Here is a 19876-nt window from a genome sequence, read left to right as displayed (position 1 = left end):
ACGCATGTAGGGCAAACAACCTGAGTCGTTTGCCCTAAAAATATGTCATTTCAGTAGGAGTGAACGCAAGTGCCAAGTGCAGTATGCTGGTCGCCCAGATCACAAAGTTCACTCCTGGGAAGAAGTGTCCGACTCCATTTCCGAGATCGGGGATTTGTGGTGTAAAATAATTTCCACCCGACGAATACGATTTTTACCCATTTCACGAATGATAAATTTCACATCATCTTCTATGAATTCCTTGCCCTGTCTCGGTTCCGGAACCCGGCTATACACCCACCCTCCGACAGTATCCACGTCTTCATCGTCCAATGTCAAGCCCGTCAGATCACTCAGATCGGAAAGCATCACTTTACCATCCATCAAATAACTGTTCTCCGTCAGTTTTTCGATTTCCTTCCGTTCATCCTTATCAAATTCATCCCGAATTTCGCCAACAATCTCCTCCAGAATGTCCTCAATGGTAATCAGACCAGAGGTTCCACCATATTCATCGACCAGGAGAGCGATATGAACCTGCTCCTTCTGCATACGTTTCAACAGCGTGTTGACGGGAATAACTTCCGGAACGGTCAAGATCGGTTGAATCAGGCTATCGAAAACAAGCTCGGGATTGCGATCATACTCAAGGAATAGCTGCTTGGTATTAATCATACCAATGATCTGATCCTTGCTGTCTGTCGCTACCGGAAAACGGGTATACTGTTCTTCGTGAATAGTCTGCATGTTTTCTTTGAGCGAGCGATTCGTAAACAAGCATACCATATCTGTACGTGGCACCATAATTTCTTTGGCAACGGTCTCGTCAAAAGCGAAGATACGATTTACGTAGCCATATTCGGTGTTATTGATCTTACCACTTTCCACGCTTTCGGACAAAATGATCTGAATTTCTTCCTGAGAGTGCGCTTCTTCATGCTCAGTAGCCGGTTGAAGACCGAACAGACGAACCAGGCGATTGGCCGAGCCGTTAAGGAGCCAAATAAACGGATACATAATCCGGTTAAACCACACGATGACTGGAGAGGTTAACAGGCTGACAGCTTCCGCTTTGCGGATCGCCAATGTTTTGGGAGCCAGTTCGCCGATCACCACGTGCAGGTAAGTTACAATGACAAATGAAATAATAAAGGCCAGGATATGTGAAAACTCCCCATTGATGTTGAGCTGTTGAAAGAGAGGCTCCAGCAGTTTGACTACAGTTGGTTCACCGAGCCAACCGAGTCCTAACGCTGTAATCGTAATACCAAGCTGACAGGCAGACAGGTAGCCGTCCAGATTATTGACGACTTTTTGTAGCGCCAGTGCGTTTTTACGGTTCTCCACCACCAGCTGATCTACCCGGCTGGAACGGATTTTAATAATCGCAAACTCGGTAGCCACGAAGAAAGCACTAAATAAAATCAACACCGCAAACAAAAATAGACTGACACCTATACCCATATAATTTTCACTCATCCCTTTTTCATTCAATTTTTTAAGGAACTCTATTTTGAGTTCACTTGAACTTATTTTAAGAACTTAAAAGAAAATATACAAGGTTCATATGGAATCGTAGCAGGTCACCTACCTCTAATTTACACGAAAAATAAGGCATAATAGTACCCGCACGGCTCATTGCTTCACTTTACAAGCCTAGTTTAAGGGCGTATGATGAGTTCTAATGAACTTGAAATGCAATAAAGGGAGGAAAGCAGATGGAGTCTTTTACCCTCACTCGCCGTGATATGGCCCATTTATTGCTGGCCATGGAAGGCCGCAGCGAATTGCAGCCTTTGGCTGTTCTTCAGGACGCCTGGAGGCGCACTCATAGCCATCTTGCCCGTTCCGGTAGTACCATGCCGACATTTCTATATACCGAAGTGACGCCTGTGCTGGATAAAATCATCAAGGGCAAGCACAGCGCAGCCTTTTCGCTGCAGGAGATCGTTTCTTTAGGCCAACTGGTGGAATATAGCCATGTCTCACTGGCCTCTATGCAAAATTGGGTCAAACGTGATTTCAAGGAGTTCCTCGGCGCTCCGAAAATCGGCAAAAAATACTCAGTCAACCAGGCTGCTATATTGCTCATCGTGGAAGATTTAAAATCATGTCTTGATTTTGAATCTATCCGTCAGCTATTTTATATCCTGTTCCAACAGCCAGAAGATGATACGGATGATCTGATTCAGCCGGTCGATTTGTACGCTGCATATTCAACTTTATTTGAAGAGCTGGATGCGAACGGAGACCAACTGCTTGATGTGGCAGGAGCAGGGTATGCAAAAGACAACGGAATTTCTGCTACAGGACAGAAACGTCAGGAAGCTGCGACAGAAGAACTGCTGGTACAAGCCGCAGATCAATATACTTGTCGTTTGCAGCATTTGACCCCTAACCAGTGTGAAGCAGTGCGTAATACTTTGCTGGTGGCAGCGGTATCGGTGCAAAATAGTTATTTTTTGTCGATGGCACGTCGGTATGTGAATGCCACGTTGTTTCTGGATTTTCAAGGATAGATCAGGATTGGCGCAAGAAGCCGATCCTATTTTTTTGCTCTTTTTTGAGGATTGTCTACCCTTTTGGAGACTGAAAAAGTATACAAAAGAGGTATATACACTCAAACGCTGTCAAAGATACAATAAACATATATAATCCAGCAATTGGAAAAACTTTGAATATCTCTTCCAAAGCATCTGGATACACACACAGGAGGTAATGGCATGTCCGATGTCTCCATCATCATTTGTACCCGCAACCGGATCGAAGACCTGACACGCTGTATACAATCTATTGCTGCACAGCAACAATTGGAGCATACAGCTGTAGAACTGCTGATTGTTGATGACGGCGATATTTCCGACCAACAGATTGAACAGTACCGTCACATGGTGTCCGGATTGCCTCAAGGTGTTCTCAAATATTATAAAAAAAGTCGTCCCGGCGTTTGGTTATCCCGCTATGAGGCCTTGTCTCTCGTACGGTATGATATTGTGCTGTATTTTGACGATGATGCCGAACTGGACGATAAACTCTATATCCGGCGCTTGCTCGATACCTACGAACAGGATGACACGATTGTAGGTGTTGGAGGGATTGCAAAGGGACTACATTCAAGCCGGGCAGGAAAGCTGCTTGGCGTTTTGACTTTTCAGATGTCTTCTTCCCTTGGCAAGCTCTCGCCCAGTAGTCTGGCAGGTTCTTTGCTGCGTTGGAGCGAAGCAACCGAGACTTTTGACACTGAATTTTTCCATGGCTGCAATATGTCATTTCGGAGGGATGCGCTTCGGGACATGAAGCCGTATCCGTGGATGACCAGCTATGCGGTGGCTGACGATTTGTACATGTGCCAGTTAGCGAGTCGTTACGGCAAACTGGTGATTAATCCCGACTTAATGATCATCCATCATGAATCTCCAAGCTCGCGCGATAAGGCGGGCAAAGTAGCCAAGGCCACAGCGATTAACCACTATTATTTTCTTGCCCTGAAAAAGGCAGGATTTATCCAGTATGGAGCTCTTTTATGGACCTTAACCTACTTGATGCTCAAAGAAACGCTGCGCCGTAATTTTAACGCAGCAGATGGATACAAGCAGGGGGTGTTGTTCATTCTGAACCCGCGTAAGCAAAAATATAACGAATATTTAGGCCCGGCGGTTCAGTAATCTGCTTAATACACATTGACAGGATAAAGGGGGAGTATGATGTTAAGCTTGTCCATTGCTCTGTGCACCCGCAATCGGGTTGACGATCTGACCCGATGCATCAATTCAATTGCCATGGGGGGAGCACCAGAGGCATGTGAAACCGAGCTGTGGATTATTGATGACGGAAAACTGCCAAAGCATGTGCTGGAACGTTATGAGCATCAGTTGAGCAGAGCGGGAATTGCCTACCGATATCATCGTAAGGAGCAGCCCGGACTATGGTTATCACGTGTAAAGACGGTGGAGCTTGCGCAAGGTGACATCATTTTGTTCCTTGACGATGATGTTGAGCTGCCGAGCAACTACTTGAATGAGTTGATGCGCACCTATGAGGCGTATCCGCAGGCAGCTGGTGTTGGCGGCATAGCACAGGGAATGAGTAACAGCTTCATGGGTACAATTCGCTGCTTGCTTTCGTTCCAGCAATCTTTGTCCAAAGGGAGATTGTCCCTCAGCGGTCAGTCCGGCTCGATGTACAACTGGCATAAGGCCAAGAAGACGTTTAAGACCCAGTTTTTTCATGGTTGTAATATGTCATTTCGCCGTGATGCGATTCTAAGTCTGGAGCCGGTACCTTGGTTGCAAAGCTATAGCGTCGGCGAGGATTTATTACTTTCCCGTATCGCCATGAAAAGCGGTCCATTGTATATTAATCCGGCCCTTACGCTGCTTCACCATGAATCGCCGTCCTCGCGCGACAATATGGAACAGGTTACTTATATGCGGGTGATGAATCATATTCATCTACTACGTGACGAGGGATCTGGGCCGATCGGTTATGCAGCACTATATTGGACGACGTTGTATCAGATTTTAAGGGAGAGACCCAAAAAAAAATCATAAAGCCATTCAAGGCTATAGAAGAGCACTGAAAGAGATTTTCTCAAGTACGAAGGAGCCTGTTAGCGGAGGACAGTTGTCTGAACGCAATTCAAAAAAAACGGTAGGCTGATGGAGGTGCGTCAAAAGACGCGATGTGAGCATAGAGACGAGAGGCTTAATAAGGAACAGGAGTTGGACGTAACATGAGCACATGGACAGCAGCAAGGAAAGTATTCACGGGTGACAGTCTCGCCAAAACGATCATGCGCACGAGCTTTAACAATTTTTTTGTGCTAATCGTCACGACCCTGACTTCCATCCTGACCGCACGTATGCTCGGAGTAGAGGGGAAAGGTGAACTGGCGGCTGTTCTGTTCTGGCCTACGCTGATCGGCAGTGTATTGAGCTTCGGCTTGCCAACCTCGTTAATTTATAACCTCAAGAAGAAAACAGGCACGACGGAAGAACTGCTGGCGTTGTCGCTCTGGATTCAGTTGCCTGCCAGTCTGTTGGCAGGAGCGGTGGCCTGGATATGTATGCCGCTGTGGCTGAATGGCTATGGTGCAGACATTATCCAACTGTCGCAGATTTATTGTGCGGCAGCAGTACCGTTAGCGGTGCTTACAGCACTTACGACGGCATTATCGCAAGGACTGGATCGGTTTAGCGTATATAACGGCCTGCTGTTTTACTATCCGTTACTGAATTTCATCGGTCTAGTGACCCTGTGGCTGATGGGCTTACTCAATGTGCAACTGGCGGGGGCAGTGAATTTTGCCGCGAGTTTCCTTGCGCTCATGTGGGCGTTCCTCCGATTGCGCAAGCATATGAACCTACGCGCATTTCGTCCGTTGACCAGCCGCCAAGTGCTGCGCCCTTATTATAGCTATGGAGCGCGGGTGTATGGGATGGAGTTGATGGGAACGCTGTCCACACAAACGGACAAAATCGTCATTGTGGCGCTGCTGTCACCCAAAGCGTTCGGTCTGTACTCTGTTGTCTACGCCTTGTCCCGTGTGTTCAATGTGGTGCAAAATGCCGTCACTAATGTAACCTTCCCGAAAGTGACAGGGATGGAACACAGCAAAATTGTCGAAACGGTGGGTCGTGCTTTTCGCATCTCCATGGCTGCGATGCTCATCGTCATTGTACCAGCTCTCTTTATTGGTCGATACATGCTGGGTTTGCTGTACGGGCCCGCTTTTCTGGAAGCATCGCTAACGTTCTACCTGCTATCACTGGAATGTATTATCGGTGGTGGCTCATGGATTCTGGCTTCGGCTTTTAACGCACTCGGTCGTCCGGGACTGGTATTGTTCCGGCAAATTGTGGCCTATGCGATCACCGTCGGTCTGTTTTTTATTTGTACACCGATCTTCGGTCTGGACGGCATTGCTATTGCTTTGCTTGTAGGTGCTTGTGTACGGTTGGCGTTCTCGCTGTTCTCGTTCCCAATGTTTTTCAATGTTCCGCTATCCCGGATCATTTTTGATAAAAGTGATATTACATTTGTCTTGCAGACTATACAAAAGAAGCGCAGGAAGGGAGAACTGAAAGATGCCGAATTCGCATCCCATGGCTAAACTGAAAAATAAGCTGAGCGTCATTCTCGACGTAGTCCCTCAAGGTTCGAACATTATTTATGTCGATTATCCCGTCTATAATAACGGTGGGGACGTACTGATCATGAAAGGCACCGAAGCGTTCTTTAAGGATAATGGCATTCGTGTCCGTGCCCGTTATAGCGCCATGGATATTCCCGATCAGCTTCATATTCCGGGCGACTGGATTATCGTATGCCACGGCGGTGGCAACTTTGGCGATCTATATTCAAATCACCAAAATTTGCGGGAACGCATCGTTCGTGATTTCCCTAACCACCGAATTGTAATCATGCCGCAGACGATCCACTTCCAGTCTGAACAGAAGGCTAATGAGGTGGCTGCCCTGTTTAATGCTCACCCGGATCTACATATGTTTGTGCGGGATACACGCTCTTATCAGTGGGCTAAGGATAAACTAAACCAGTGCAGTATCACATTATGTCCTGATATGGCGCACCAGCTGTGGCCATTGAAGCCGACTACGGAAACGGTGAAGGACGTATTGTACTTCCTGCGTACAGATATTGAAACGGTAGGAGGACAAAAGAAATTCGATGACGAGGCTGATGCCTCACACCGTCTGGACTGGGATACTTTATTCACTCCGCTGGAAGTGAAGGGGATTGTCTATTTCCAAAAGTTTTACCGACTGAATAAGAAAATGGGCGGACCGTTGCCTACCCGTACATTCTGGTACAAGTACACCGACCATCTCATGAACAAGGCGGTTACGCTGTTCAGTTCTTACCGCGAGGTTCGCACTTCACGGCTACACGGTCACATTCTGGCCTGCCTGCTTGATATGCCGCATGTGGTCATCGACAATTCCTACGGCAAGAATTCGCAATATTATAATACCTGGACACAGCCGAATCCAAAGGCGAAGCTGTTCAGCGATACACCCGAAGCATTAGAACAGCCGTCTTAATCGTAAGAAAAACTATTTAAAGACCTCCTGAACACTTCATTGGTTTAGGAGGTTTTTGGTTCAGTGCTATAAGAACATAAGTATAATTTAATTAGATAAACAATTAAGGCAGTGAATATTTAATGGCTTTATATAGAGAGGGCGCATCATGGCTTCTCTCTCCCATACCGCTCTATTTTGACAATTCATTTCATGAATAGATATAATTTATGGGATAAAACTTGCAGAAAAGCGGGGAATTCTCCAGCTTTTGCTGTACATCACATGATCGTAATATTTATTTAAATGAATCGAGGCTGACGAATGAGCAATCAATCGATGGACATGCTTCTCACGAAGGATATCGTGCGTGAAGGGGAACCGATTTTGCGCACAAAGGTTGATCCGGTATGTCTGCCGCTGTCTGAAGAGGATCTTCAACAGATGCAATGGATGCTGGATTACCTGAAAAATAGCCAAAATGAAGAGCTGGCCACCCGCTATGAGCTGCGCCCGGGTGTAGGGCTATCCGCCAACCAGGTTGGGTTGAATAAAAGAATGTGTGCTATTTATTATGAAGATGGAGACAAAACGGTAGAATATGGCCTGTTTAATCCGAAGCTGGTCAGCCATTCTACATCCATGATTTACTTGGAACAGGGTGAGGGATGCTTGTCTGTAGATCGGTACATACCCGGATATGTACCACGTTACGAGAAGATTCGCATCAAGGCCAATTTACCGGACGGAACTCAGGAACTGTTAACGTTTAAGGGTTATGCAGCGATTGTCGTACAGCATGAAATGGACCATCTGGATGGCATTATGTTCTATGACCGTATCAACCCGGAAGATCCGTATAAGCTGCCACAGGGAGTGCATATCGAACCTTTTGTACGTAAATAGTTCGTGATCCGTAAAGTGTGGTGACTCCGTTCACCACCTTTTTATTTGGCAAGAAAATATGGATATAAATGTTGTGAAGCTTTAAACTGAAAATATGTAAGCGCTTATCTCACAGGAGGGATGGCATGTATCGTGGAGTAAGGCATCTGATGAATAATATGCGTATGCGGAATAAGCTGCTCTTCTCCTACGTACTGATTGTCATGATCCCAGTGCTGTTGGTGGGCGGCTGCGTTATTTTTTATTTGCGAGAGCAGGCACTGGACAGTGCGATTGCCCAAACGGTAAATAATGTGGAAAAGATTAAGAGCCAGACAGCAAATTTATTACGTGTGCCAACAGATATTTCAAATGGGCTGATGTTCGATAAAAGGCTAAAGGAGATGGCGAACCGCCGTTATCCCGACATGGTGGAGCTCATGAATGCGTACCATCAGTACAAGGATTTTAATGAGTACACCCAGCAATATAGAGAGGTTGCTACTATCCGGTTCTATTCTTACAATCCGACGTTGGTCAACAATCTGGAGTTTATTCCTGTGGACGCTAACATTGGGCGGCAGCCGTGGTTCCAGGAGGCTTTGAAGGGGACGGCTATTAACTGGTTTTACATTCAGGATAAGGAGGATAACCCAGTTAATCGCCTCAGCCTGGTACGGCAAATTCCTTTTCCCGAATACAATTCTAAGGGAGTTCTGATGATTGCACTGAGTCAGACCGAGTTGAATCATATGCTGAGCAAGGAGCCCTTTGAAACCTTGATTACGGATCGTAACGGAATTGTGGTCGCAGCTACCCATCCGCAGTCAGTAGGTCAGACGTTGACGGATTTACATTTAGGCTTTGATGTCCAGCGTGCAGGTAAGGGGATATATGAAGCAAAAATTAACGGAACCCCCTCGAACATTATTGTGGATGAGCTGCTGCCAACCTCAAGTGTGAGCGGATTGACGATTATTTCGGTGTTTTCAACGGAACATATCGTGCAGGGGGCAAACCGGGTCAGCCTGATTGGTGCATTATGTGTACTAGCGGTACTCATCATGGCGCTGATTCTGATTACCATCATTTCCTGGCTTATTACCAAACGGCTCCAGCGGCTGAGCTATGAGCTGGGTCAGGTAGCTGCGGGTGATTTTCATGTGGTATCAAGTGTGGAGGGAAGGGACGAGATCGGTGATTTATCCCGCCGTTTCAACTACATGGTGAGTAGTATCCGCCAGCTTATGGCACAGGTCTATGAGACGAGTGAACATAATAATAAGCTTGAATTGGCACAAAAGGATATCAAGCTAAAAATGATGGCAAGCCAAATTAATCCGCATTTTCTGTTTAACGCCTTAGAATCCATTCGAATGAAAGCACACCTGAATGGGGAGGCGGAGATAGCAACGACGGTTCGTTTGCTTGGCAGGCTGATGCGCAGGAATCTGGAGATTGGCAGTGGTAAAACAACCGTATTACAGGAGCTGGATATGGTGCGATCCTATTTGCAAATTCAGCAGTTCAGGTTTGGAAATCGTTTGGTCTATGAAGTGAATTTGGAAGAAAGCGCGAAGGACATGTCGATTCCTCCCTTAATCATACAACCGTTAGTGGAAAATGCAGTCATTCATGGCCTAGAAAATAAGGAAGAACCAGTTACCGTAAAGGTAGATATCACAATAGAACAAAGAGAGCTGCACATTAAAGTGGCTGATGATGGAATTGGCATGGAGGAAGAGCAACTGACCCGTCTGTTGGCTCGGATCACGGGTACGGAGGAGCCGGAAGGGAGCAGTATTGGTCTACGCAATGTTCATCAACGTCTGACATTGATGTATGGTGAACGTTATGGTCTGCATATTGAAAGCGCATTACAGGTAGGAACAACCGTATACTTTTCCATACCAAGGGAGGAAGCGTCGAATGTATAAAGCGATGATTGTAGATGATGAGCCTGCGATTCGTGAAGGACTGTCTTCCATTATTGACTGGGGAGATTGTGGCTTTCGCATCGTCGATACGGCTGAGAACGGACGCGAGGCTTTGGAAAAGTTCGGAGAGCATCGACCAGAACTGGTCATTGTAGATATTCGTATGCCTGGGATGAGTGGGTTGGAGGTTATACAAAGCATACGCCAAATGAATGGGGAGCCGTATCACTTTCTCATTTTAAGCGGATATGCAGACTTTAATTATGCTAGGCAAGCCATGGGATTCGGGGTGGATGGTTATTTATTGAAGCCCGTTGATGAGGAAGAAATGACGCTGGAGCTAAAGCGAGTACGGCAAAGCATTGAAAACGAAAAGGGAGATGGAAAGTGGGGGAGTCCGTCTTCGCATGAGCGCGATTGGATCGAAGCATTGCTGTTTCCGGTTCATGGAGAACATGCTCGTAATGCTGTAGAACCCAGCCATCGTGCATCCAAGCAGGCTGAACACCAAAACGGCGGTGGAAAACACGGACAACAGCCAGCGTTACCAGCCTTGGACTGGAGTAGCTATCAGGTGGTTTTGCTGGATTTGCGTATACCTGACTGGGATCGGCAAGCCCGGCAGCTGGCAGCAAAGCAGCGGCTGGCCGAATTGTGTCGTGAACAGGGTAGAGGCATTGTGTTTGAGACTGGAATATATACGGGCCTATTGCTTCCCGCCATGTTAAAAACGGAAAAAGATGCTGTTCAGTTGCTGGCTGCATGGCGACAGGAGCTAAAACCGTGGGTAAATGAAATCTATGGGGCTGCCGGCGCTCCGGTAGACATTCTTAAGGATATCCCCAAATCTTTTGAGCAGGCGTTACGATTATTGGAGCGTACGTTTTTGTTCCGGGCAGAAAGAGTCATGCTTCCCGGCGACCTACATGAATGGGAGACAGTCCCTGCTCATATGGATGAAGCGTCTGACAGAGCCCCAGATGATCCCATGCGTTATGCAGAAAAGCTGTACTACGCGCTGGATATGGCTAATGGTAGAGCGGCGACCCGTGTCATTAAGGACATGGAAGTCCAATTTCCCCAGATTTATCGTACAGAATCTGCAATCAAGGCGGCCTTCGCTCAGACATTCACACTCGCACTGAACAAATATGCAGCTGGACAGGAACACAGCCGGACCGTGCTGGAGGAGCATTCCAACTTGATTACCAATGTATATGCCTATTCAACATTGGGCGAGCTGGTGGATCACTCGCTCGAACATGTGTTGCAGTGGATTGGACAGACTGATACGGGGGGCAAGGAGATCATCATGAAGCAAATGATTGACTTTATACATGGTCATTATGATGAAAATTTGCGACTGGAGTTGCTGGCAGATATGTTCAATTACAATAGTGGGTATTTGGGCAAACTGTTCAAAAGTCATACAGGCGAGGCCTTTAATGCCTACCTGGATAAGGTAAGGATTGAGCGAGCAAGGGAATTGCTTGCACAGGGGATTAAGGTACACCAAGTGGCGGGCCGCGTGGGGTATGCGAATGCAGATTATTTTCATAGTAAATTTAAAAAGTATGTTGGAATGTCACCTTCCTCCTACCGTAATCAGGTCCAAAAGAACGGAGGAACAGATGGCTGTTGATCGATTCCCTAGGTTTAACGTTATGAAGTCTCTCTTGCAGATGTCGGAGGTATATCCTCCGAATGAAGAGAGGCTCTTTTTTTTATATATTAAAAAAAAGACGGATCAATAGAAAATGTCACATTGATTATGGATTTTAGAGCATTTTCGTAGAAAAGCCATCGTTATGACACAACTTTGACACGATGTTCACATTTTTGATTCAATTTCATTTAAATTTATTCTATATAATGGGGATAATCTGAAGCCCGGTTATGGCAACCATGGGGAAGTTAGCTAAGTGAGTCATTTCCAAAAAAAGTGACGGTTTCATATGTAATAATGTGAATACAATCACAAATATAAAAGACTTCAGATCACAAACATTAAATCATTGTTAAGGGAAGTACAGAGGAGGAGCAGCATCATGGACGTATTGGATTTGGCACGGTTGCAGTTTGCAACCACTACGATTCTTCATTTTGTTTATGTGCCGATCTCCATTGGATTGTCGCTGTTAGTGGCAATTATGGAGACTATGTATGTTATCAAGAAAAAAGAATTGTACAAAAAAATGGCTCAATTCTGGGGAACATTTCTGCTGATTAACTTTGCGCTAGGGGTAGTCACCGGAATTTTGCAGGAGTTCCAGTTCGGAATGAATTGGTCGGACTTTTCCCGTTTTGTCGGTGATGTATTTGGCACACCGCTAGCCATTGAAGCATTGCTTGCATTTTTTCTGGAATCAACCTTTATCGGCCTGTGGGTATTCGGCTGGGAAAGACTATCCAAGACTGTCCATTTAGTTTGTATGTGGCTAGTAGCGATCGGTACGATGCTTTCGGCTTTGTGGATTTTGGCTGCTAATTCATTCATGCAACGTCCCGTGGGATACGGGGTTGTAAATGGGCGGGCAGAAATGCAGGATTTTGCTGCTTTGTTAACGAACGAGCAGCTTTTGTGGGAGTATCCTCACACCATCTTTGCTGCTATTGCAACTGGAGCTTTCCTCGTAGCAGGGATTAGTGCTTGGAAGCTGATGCATAAAAAGAATATGGACTTCTTTAAACCTTCTTTTAAATTGAGCATTATTGTTGCATTAATCTGTGCCATTGCTATTCCTTTGTTTGGTCATGGACAAGCTCAATATTTGATCAAAACACAGCCCATGAAGATGGCAGCCAGTGAAGCTCTGTGGGGAGACAGTGGCGATCCAGCGCCTTGGACGGTTATTGCCAATATTGATCCTGATAAGCAGGAAAATACCTTTGAGATTAAGGTTCCGTTTGCACTGAGCTTTCTGTCGTATAGCAAGTTTTCCGGCTCTGTGCCTGGTATGAAGGAGCTTCAAGCACAGTATGAAAAGACCTACGGTCCGGGTGATTATATTCCGCCTGTTCGTACGACCTTCTGGAGCTTCCGCATTATGATTGCGGCAGGATGTGCCATGATTGCACTTGCTCTGTACGGAGCTTATCTGAGTTTTCGACAAAAATTGGAGGGCTCCCATCGTTGGTTCTTCCGTCTTATGCTGTGGGGGATATCGCTCCCATTCATTGGCAATACCGCGGGCTGGATCATGACAGAAATGGGACGTCAGCCGTGGACTGTATTTGGTTTGCTGCAAACGAAAGATTCTGTTTCACCTACCGTTGTAGCAGGAGAAGTGTTGTTCTCACTGATTGCATTTACGACGTTGTATCTCATTTTAACGGGTGTATTGGCATTCCTGTTTGCTCGTACCGCTCGTAAAGGCCCAGATATGGAGCCGCATCAGCATACGGTAATTCATGATCCATTTGCTCAAGGGGGTGACAGCATTGTCGTTAAATGATTTATGGTTCTTATTGATCGCTGTGCTGTTTACAGGCTTCTTTTTTCTAGAGGGCTTTGATTTTGGCGTAGGGATGGCTACGGGATTAGTGCCGCGTAATGACCAACAAAAACGTTTGATGATCAATACGATTGGTCCATTCTGGGATGCCAACGAAGTGTGGCTGATTACAGCAGCAGGTGCGATGTTTGCCGCTTTTCCGCATTTTTATGCAACGATGTTTAGCGGATATTATCTGGTATTTGTGTTTATTTTGCTAGGTTTGATCTTGCGAGGAGTCTCCTTTGAGTTCCGGGGCAAGGCCGAAGGGAAAGGGTGGACAGGAACGTGGGATGCTTGCATTCTGATTGGCAGCTTCCTGCCGCCGATGCTGTTTGGCATGGCCTTTGCGGCTTTGGTGAAGGGTGTACCTATTCAGCAAAACATGGATCTGAAAGCCGGATTCTTGGATGTGTTCAATGGATACACCGTATGGATTGGACTGACCGTGGTCGGAATGTGCCTTATGCACGGGCTGACGTTCATTTCTCTGCGGACGATTGGTGAAGTAAGGGATCGTGCTCGTGTGATCGCGTCCAAATTTCTTCCGGTGTTGGGGATTTTGCTTGCTGGTATGGTGGTATGGACTTATTTTGCAACGGATTTATTTGCACGTCGCGGTCCCTTTATGTATGTTGCGGTTGCAGTGGGGATGGTTGCCTATGTGCTAACATGGTATTTCCTGAAGCAGCGCCGTGAAGGATGGGCTTTCGGGATGACTGGTGTCATCATTTTGCTAAGCTTCGTCTCGTTATTCGTTGGCTTGTTCCCAAGATTTATGGTGAGCTCGATCAACAGTGCTTTTGATTTGACGATATATAATGCAAGCTCCAGTCATTACACACTGAAAGCCATGACGATTGTTGCAGCAACGCTTTTACCCTTTGTGTTGGCTTATCAGGCGTGGAGCTATTTTGTTTTCCATAAGCGTCTCAGTGAAAAGGATCATCTGGAATACTAATGGATAAAGCCTGGTTTGAATTAAAGGGCATTCGGCCAGTAATGCTGCTGCTGGCCGCCCTTTCCCTGCTCCAGGGAGCAGCGGTAATTGCACAAGCCATCTTTTTGGCAAAGGCTATTACGATTTTATTTAAACAAAATCCGCTAGTAATGGCTTGGCCATCGCTGGCGTTGTTTTTCGCGGCTTTTGCAGTGAGGCATACGATGATCTGGCTGCAACGCCGGACAGCCGGTCGTTTTGCCGAAGCAGCAGGCGCTTCCTTACGGGAGCGTCTGCTTGCGCGTTTGTTCGAGCGAGGCCCGGGCTTTGCTGCGCGGGAAGGAAGCGGCAAGTTGGTGACGCTCGCGCTGGATGGCGTGGATCGATTTCGCAATTATTTGGAAATATCCATTCCTCGTATGATAGACATGATGGCTGTAACCTTACTTGTACTTGTGTATGTTTTCACATTGGATATGATTTCAGGTGTGATTTTGACGACTACGATGCCGATTCTGGTGGGCTTCTTTATTTTACTCGGCTTGGCGGCGCGAAAGCAGGCAGACAAGCAGTGGCGTTCCTATCGTCTGTTATCACATCATTTTACGGATTCGTTGCGTGGACTACAGACACTAAGGTTTTTGGGACGCAGTCGGGCGCATGGGGAAACCGTAGGGAAGGTCAGCGACCAGTATCGTACAGCCACGATGCGTACGCTGCGGGTAGCGTTTCTTTCTTCATTTGCCCTCGATTTTTTCAGTATGCTGTCGGTCGCTTTTGTAGCGGTAGGCTTGGGTCTGCGTCTGATTAGTGGTTCAGTGGGACTGGAGGCAGCGCTTGCGGTGCTTATTCTGGCACCGGAATATTTTATGCCTATACGCCAGTTGGGATCAGACTATCACGCCTCATTGGATGGTAAAGAGGCTTGGGGAGCGATACGTTCGATTCTCGGTGCAGAAGAAGAAGCGACGGAGACGAATGCACAGACAGTTCATGATAAAGGATTAGACATCACGGGGCAGGACATCCTCAAGCTGTCTGATGTGTGTTTACTTAATGAAGACGGCTCTGCCCGGCTAGAACATGTGTCTGCAAGTGTTGAACCGCACATGAACATGATCGGCATCGTCGGAGCGAGTGGTGCAGGCAAAACGACATTGCTTAGTCTGCTTGGCGGCTTTTCTGACCCGACTTCAGGTGAGGTGATCCTTAATGGATGCCGATTATCTGCGGATACCAAAGCTGAATGGCATCGGCATATTGCCTATATTCCACAGCATCCTTACCTGTTTAGCACTACTTTGGCAGATAATATTCGCTTTTATGAGCCGGAGGCATCCAACCAGCAGGTAGAGTGGGCGATTGATGCGGTTGGACTGCGTGAGCTGGTGGACGGTCTTCCGAGTGGGTTGAATGAGCCTATTGGTGAAGCAGGCCGGACAATGAGCGGAGGACAGGCGCAGCGGATTGCCTTGGCGCGCGCTTTGCTCAGTGACCGTCCGATTATTTTATTGGATGAGCCTACGGCACATTTGGATATTGAGACAGAATGGGAATTAAAACAGACCATATTGTCCGTATTGAAACACAAGAGGATGTTTCTCGCCACCCATCGACTGCATTGGATGCCGGATATGGACTGTGTCTGGATGATGAATCAAGGTCGTCTGGAAGAGGTAGGTTCCCATCAGCAACTGGTTGCCCAGAAGGGAGAATATTACAGATTGCTGACGGGAATGTCGGAAGGAGGGGGCGGGCGATATGAGAGCAACGGACAATAGTAGCCAAGGCTGGTTTTTGCTTTATCTAAAACAATACTTTTGGGCCTTTCTGGCAGCTGCTCTTTTGGGCGCGCTGTCCATTGGATGTGCAGGCGCGCTGCTCTTTACGTCCGGTCATCTGATTACTCGTTCGGCCTTAAAGCCTGAAAATATATTAATGGTGTATGTGCCCATTGTGCTTGTGCGAACGTTTGGTTTTAGTAAAGCCGTTATTCAGTATCTGGAACGCTTGGTAGGTCATGATGCTGCGCTGCGGCTTGTGTCTCGTATGCGGGTACGCTTGTATCGGGCAGTAGAACCGCAGGCGCTGATGATTCGCAGCAAATTTCGTACAGGGGATCTATTGGGATTGCTGGCAGAGGATATTGAGCAGCTTCAAAATATCTATCTGAAGCTGGTTCTGCCTGCGTTATCGGCTTTGCTGATATATGCAACAGGCATCTTGGCGCTTGGCTGGATGGATGGAACATTTGCCTTGCTGATGGCGCTATATGGGGGATTTTTGCTTTTTATCGCCCCAGCTATCTCACTTTGGACCTCACTCGCCAAACGGCGTACGTTCAAGCAGGAACGGAGTAAATCTTATCAGGAACTGACGGATGCTTTGTTCGGCATGAGTGATCTGGTGCTGAGCGGACGAACTGGGCATTTCCTTAGCACCTTTACACAACGGCACAAGAGGGCTGCCATGGTGGAAAATTCACTTCGCCGGAACGAGTGGCGTTCTCATTGGATCGCACAATGCTTTGTAGGTGGAGGAATTGTAATTATGACTGTGTGGGCCGGAGGACTGGTAGCACAGGGTCGCATTGAAGCGACATGGCTGGCATCCTTTGCGCTAGTAACTTTTCCGTTGCTGGATGCTTTCGTTCGCGCTGGGGAAGCGGTGGTTCATGCGCCGGAGTATCAGGATTCACTCCGACGGCTAAAGGATTCCGAGAAAGGTACATTTGCACTTGCAGCACGATCAGATGCAGGACAACCAGCAGCAGACGATGTAGCAGATACTAAAAAGGAACAGGCTACCGCTCAGCGATTAAGCCACGGGGGAGACCTTCTGCTGAACAACGTAAGCTACCGCTATGCGGCAACGCAGGAATGGAGTGTGCGTAATATCTCCCTACACGTACCACAGGGGGGCAAGGTTGCATTGCTTGGCCGCAGTGGTGCGGGTAAGTCTACGCTGCTGAATCTGATTCAAGGAGCATTGCAGCCTGATGAAGGCAGCGTCACTGTCGCAGGAGTGCCTGTATTTACAGGTGGAGCATACTCCAGTCTATTTGCGGTGCTAAACCAGCAACCTTATTTGTTCGATACAACGGTAGCGAACAATATTCGATTGGGACGACCTGACGCCACGCTGGATGAGGTTCGTGCAGTGACGGAGCAGGTAGGGCTTGGAACCCTGATTGATTCTTTACCAGAGGGTTACGATACAAGAATGCAGGAGACGGGTCTTCGCTTTTCCGGTGGAGAAAGACAGCGCATTGCACTGGCGCGGATTTTGTTGCAAAATCACCCAATTGTTTTGCTGGATGAGCCGACCGTGGGGCTTGATCCGCTGACGGAGCATGAACTTATGCAGACGATGTTTCGCGTGCTGGAAGGCAAAACATTGATCTGGATCACTCATCATCTCACAGGAATGAAGCATATGGATGAGGTGATCTTTATGGAGCAAGGCACCATCTCCATGCGAGGCAGTCATGATGAGCTGTGGTGTGATCATACCCGATACCGTAATCTGTATAAGCTGGATCATCCCGGTCTGGAAAAACAGTAATGATCACCGTGTCGGATAATATGATTCATCTGCTGTAAGCTTTGAAACAAGGTATTTAAAATTTCGATTAACTTTTATATACTGGTTAGAGTTGATACGTCACATGCTCATTAGACATTCAACTGGAGGGGGCTGAAAGAAATGAAAACACTCATCTCTAAACATTGGCATTGGATGCTGATTGGTTTTGTAGCCCTGATCATGGGCGGGTTTGTCTTGTTTTATTTTCAAGGGAGCGTGTCGTCGTTTCCGGCCAATCAATCTCAACAAGCTCAGGAAGAGCCAGATAAAACCAAATACGAGATTGTTACAGTGGGTGTAAAAGGGGACGGTTTCTATCCTAAAAATATTGAAGTGAAAGCCGGCGTTCCAACCAAGATCAATTTCAAAAAAATTACATCCTTTACTTGCATCGATGAAGTACAGTCGTTGAAGATCGGAATGGACGTTTACCTGGATCACGAAAATAATTATTTTACCGTCAAGGATTTAAAACCGGGGGTATATGAGTACAATTGCGGTATGTACATGTACTACGGGACGATCACGGTAAAATAAATCAAAAAAGCTTTCTGGCACATGGGGACTGACCCCATGGATGCTAGAAAGCTTTTTTCTTCCAACTAGGTGAATTGCGACAGTAAGTGTATATATACCATCACCCACCTGTGGTGCAATAAGCATTATCCTTTACCTCTGATCAGCTTACATTGCTGATCTTTTGTTTTTTACAAGACTTCTCTCAGAGAATTTACATGAGAACGGAGCAGGCGGAATGGTGCTGGACAAGCGATAGCGGTCGCCTTTGTCCCTGAATTTCTACCTTTGTCTGCTTATTCAAGAAATCCGGGGACAACAGCGATGGGAAGCACCATCCGCATGTGTAGTGGCACGAATGTAAATCTTAATTCACTCCCCATATATCTAATTTTGAACTGATTTTTCTCCTAATTCGTCGGGTACCCGCTTTTGAGCCAGCAAAGTATGATAATAGTATCTAGAGATGAGGAGGAGCTTGTTATGGGATCTTCAACTGAAATCGCTTCCAACGCTGATGCTGTGATTCCTGAATCCAATCGGGGAAGACCGCGTAAGGCTCGCGGATCGAAGCCCGAACGCGGTGGAAAAGGCTTGTGGTATAGTATGAAGCAGCAGAAGTATCTTTATTTTATGTCTATTCCTTTCGTCATATGGGTGTTTGTTTTCAGTTATTTTCCACTATGGGGCTGGACAATGGCGTTTCAAAATTATAAGCCAGCCAAATCATTTTGGAATCAAAAGTGGGTGGGACTGGACAACTTTATTGTGCTTTTTCAGGATGAACGTTTTTATCTGGTTTTACGCAATACGCTGGCGATGAGCTTGATGGGTATTATTTTTGGTTTTGTTGTACCGATCTTTTTTGCAGTTCTGCTAAATGAGTTGCGTGGTATGCTGTTCAAGCGAGTTGTGCAGACAGTATCCTACCTTCCGCATTTTGTATCTTGGGTAGTGGTGGCCGGACTGGTCACGAAGATGCTGTCCATTGACGGAGGGATTGTTAACGATATATTGGTAGCGCTTCATATTGTGGATGAGCCGATTCAGTTCATGGCCAAGGGTAGCTGGTTTTGGTACATTGTAACCGCTTCCGATATATGGAAAGAGACGGGCTGGAATACGATCATTTATTTAGCCGCCATCACCGGAATTGACCAAGAACAATATGAAGCTTCACGTGTGGATGGGGCCAGTCGCTGGAGACAGATGTGGCATATTACGCTACCAGGTATTCGCTCGACTATCGCCATTCTGTTTATTATGGCGATTGGACATCTGGTCAGCAATGGTTTTGAAAAACAGTTCTTACTTGGCAACAGTCTCGTAACGGATTATTCGGAAGTACTGGATTTGTATGCATTGAATTACGGGATTAATTTGGGTCGCTTCTCTTACGGGACAGCAATAGGTATTTTTAACTCACTAGTTAGCATTCTGTTGTTGTTTACAGCGAATGGTATATTCAAAAAACTGACCAAAGAAAGCATCATGTAGGGA

The 19876-nt window shown here is 46.6% G+C and carries 14 protein-coding genes and 1 pseudogene; 14 read left to right on the top strand and 1 reads right to left on the bottom strand.

Annotation, left to right across the window (positions count from 1 at the left end):
- Nucleotides 1-108: 108 nt before the first annotated feature.
- On the bottom strand, nt 109-1473 hold the full coding sequence (locus tag C400_RS0100140; RefSeq protein WP_017425547.1) for a hemolysin family protein: 1365 nt from the start codon (nt 1471-1473) through the stop codon (nt 109-111).
- A gap of 224 nt (nt 1474-1697) precedes the next feature.
- On the opposite strand from C400_RS0100140, the gene C400_RS0100135 reads away from it, so the two are divergent.
- The 14 genes and pseudogenes from C400_RS0100135 (at nt 1698) to C400_RS0100065 (ending at nt 19873) form a co-directional block, all read left to right on the top strand.
- Entirely contained in the window at nt 1698-2498 is an 801-nt protein-coding gene (locus C400_RS0100135) for a DUF1836 domain-containing protein (protein WP_017425546.1), read from the top strand.
- 204 nt (nt 2499-2702) lie between these two features.
- Nucleotides 2703-3644 carry a glycosyltransferase family 2 protein gene (locus tag C400_RS0100130; RefSeq protein ID WP_017425545.1) on the top strand — a complete coding sequence of 314 codons (942 nt, stop codon included), beginning with the start codon at nt 2703-2705 and terminating at the stop codon, nt 3642-3644.
- Between the two features lie 39 nt (nt 3645-3683).
- Nucleotides 3684-4638 (top strand): annotated as a pseudogene (locus C400_RS0100125) (glycosyltransferase family 2 protein).
- Between the two features lie 73 nt (nt 4639-4711).
- Nucleotides 4712-6091, top strand: coding sequence for a lipopolysaccharide biosynthesis protein (locus C400_RS0100120; RefSeq protein ID WP_013373123.1), 1380 nt, complete (start codon nt 4712-4714; stop codon nt 6089-6091).
- Nucleotides 6066-7040, top strand: coding sequence for a polysaccharide pyruvyl transferase family protein (locus tag C400_RS0100115; protein ID WP_016820342.1), 975 nt, complete (start codon nt 6066-6068; stop codon nt 7038-7040). The genes C400_RS0100120 and C400_RS0100115 overlap by 26 nt, the downstream gene beginning before the upstream one ends.
- A gap of 303 nt (nt 7041-7343) precedes the next feature.
- Nucleotides 7344-7925 carry a peptide deformylase gene (gene def / locus C400_RS0100110; protein ID WP_016820341.1) on the top strand — a complete coding sequence of 194 codons (582 nt, stop codon included), beginning with the start codon at nt 7344-7346 and terminating at the stop codon, nt 7923-7925.
- Nucleotides 7926-8050: 125 nt separating this feature from the next.
- Nucleotides 8051-9841, top strand: coding sequence for a cache domain-containing sensor histidine kinase (locus C400_RS0100105; RefSeq protein WP_017425543.1), 1791 nt, complete (start codon nt 8051-8053; stop codon nt 9839-9841).
- On the top strand, nt 9834-11483 hold the full coding sequence (locus C400_RS0100100) for a response regulator transcription factor (protein WP_017425542.1): 1650 nt from the start codon (nt 9834-9836) through the stop codon (nt 11481-11483). The genes C400_RS0100105 and C400_RS0100100 overlap by 8 nt, the downstream gene beginning before the upstream one ends.
- 406 nt (nt 11484-11889) lie before the next feature.
- Nucleotides 11890-13296 carry a cytochrome ubiquinol oxidase subunit I gene (locus tag C400_RS0100090; RefSeq protein ID WP_017425540.1) on the top strand — a complete coding sequence of 469 codons (1407 nt, stop codon included), beginning with the start codon at nt 11890-11892 and terminating at the stop codon, nt 13294-13296.
- Entirely contained in the window at nt 13283-14296 is a 1014-nt protein-coding gene (gene cydB, locus C400_RS0100085) for a cytochrome d ubiquinol oxidase subunit II (RefSeq protein WP_016820336.1), read from the top strand. Before C400_RS0100090 ends, cydB begins: the two co-directional genes overlap by 14 nt.
- A complete protein-coding gene (gene cydD, locus C400_RS0100080) occupies nt 14296-16056 on the top strand; it encodes a thiol reductant ABC exporter subunit CydD (RefSeq protein ID WP_017425539.1) in 1761 nt (586 codons plus the stop codon). The genes cydB and cydD overlap by 1 nt, the downstream gene beginning before the upstream one ends.
- The gene (cydC, locus tag C400_RS0100075; protein ID WP_017425538.1) at nt 16037-17839 is read left to right on the top strand and encodes a thiol reductant ABC exporter subunit CydC; all 1803 of its coding nucleotides are present in this window, start codon (nt 16037-16039) and stop codon (nt 17837-17839) included. Before cydD ends, cydC begins: the two co-directional genes overlap by 20 nt.
- A 141-nt stretch (nt 17840-17980) precedes the next feature.
- The gene (locus C400_RS0100070) at nt 17981-18397 is read left to right on the top strand and encodes a cupredoxin domain-containing protein (protein ID WP_017425537.1); all 417 of its coding nucleotides are present in this window, start codon (nt 17981-17983) and stop codon (nt 18395-18397) included.
- A 462-nt stretch (nt 18398-18859) separates the two neighbouring features.
- Nucleotides 18860-19873, top strand: coding sequence for an ABC transporter permease (locus C400_RS0100065; protein ID WP_017425536.1), 1014 nt, complete (start codon nt 18860-18862; stop codon nt 19871-19873).
- The last annotated feature ends 3 nt before the right edge of the window (nt 19874-19876 follow it).

Origin of the sequence: Paenibacillus sp. ICGEB2008, assembly GCF_000307675.1 — a bacterium.
Lineage (GTDB): Bacteria > Bacillota > Bacilli > Paenibacillales > Paenibacillaceae > Paenibacillus > Paenibacillus polymyxa.
This window is presented reverse-complemented; position numbering and strand designations above follow the sequence as displayed.

Coding starts and splice junctions, on each gene's coding strand:
- C400_RS0100120 (WP_013373123.1), top strand. CDS start 4,712: ATGAGCACATGGACAGCAGCAAGGAAAGTATTCACGGGTGACAGTCTC.
- C400_RS0100100 (WP_017425542.1), top strand. CDS start 9,834: ATGTATAAAGCGATGATTGTAGATGATGAGCCTGCGATTCGTGAAGGA.
- cydD (WP_017425539.1), top strand. CDS start 14,296: ATGGATAAAGCCTGGTTTGAATTAAAGGGCATTCGGCCAGTAATGCTG.
- def (WP_016820341.1), top strand. CDS start 7,344: ATGAGCAATCAATCGATGGACATGCTTCTCACGAAGGATATCGTGCGT.
- C400_RS0100065 (WP_017425536.1), top strand. CDS start 18,860: ATGGGATCTTCAACTGAAATCGCTTCCAACGCTGATGCTGTGATTCCT.
- C400_RS0100105 (WP_017425543.1), top strand. CDS start 8,051: ATGTATCGTGGAGTAAGGCATCTGATGAATAATATGCGTATGCGGAAT.
- cydC (WP_017425538.1), top strand. CDS start 16,037: ATGAGAGCAACGGACAATAGTAGCCAAGGCTGGTTTTTGCTTTATCTA.
- C400_RS0100130 (WP_017425545.1), top strand. CDS start 2,703: ATGTCCGATGTCTCCATCATCATTTGTACCCGCAACCGGATCGAAGAC.
- C400_RS0100090 (WP_017425540.1), top strand. CDS start 11,890: ATGGACGTATTGGATTTGGCACGGTTGCAGTTTGCAACCACTACGATT.
- C400_RS0100070 (WP_017425537.1), top strand. CDS start 17,981: ATGAAAACACTCATCTCTAAACATTGGCATTGGATGCTGATTGGTTTT.
- C400_RS0100135 (WP_017425546.1), top strand. CDS start 1,698: ATGGAGTCTTTTACCCTCACTCGCCGTGATATGGCCCATTTATTGCTG.
- C400_RS0100115 (WP_016820342.1), top strand. CDS start 6,066: ATGCCGAATTCGCATCCCATGGCTAAACTGAAAAATAAGCTGAGCGTC.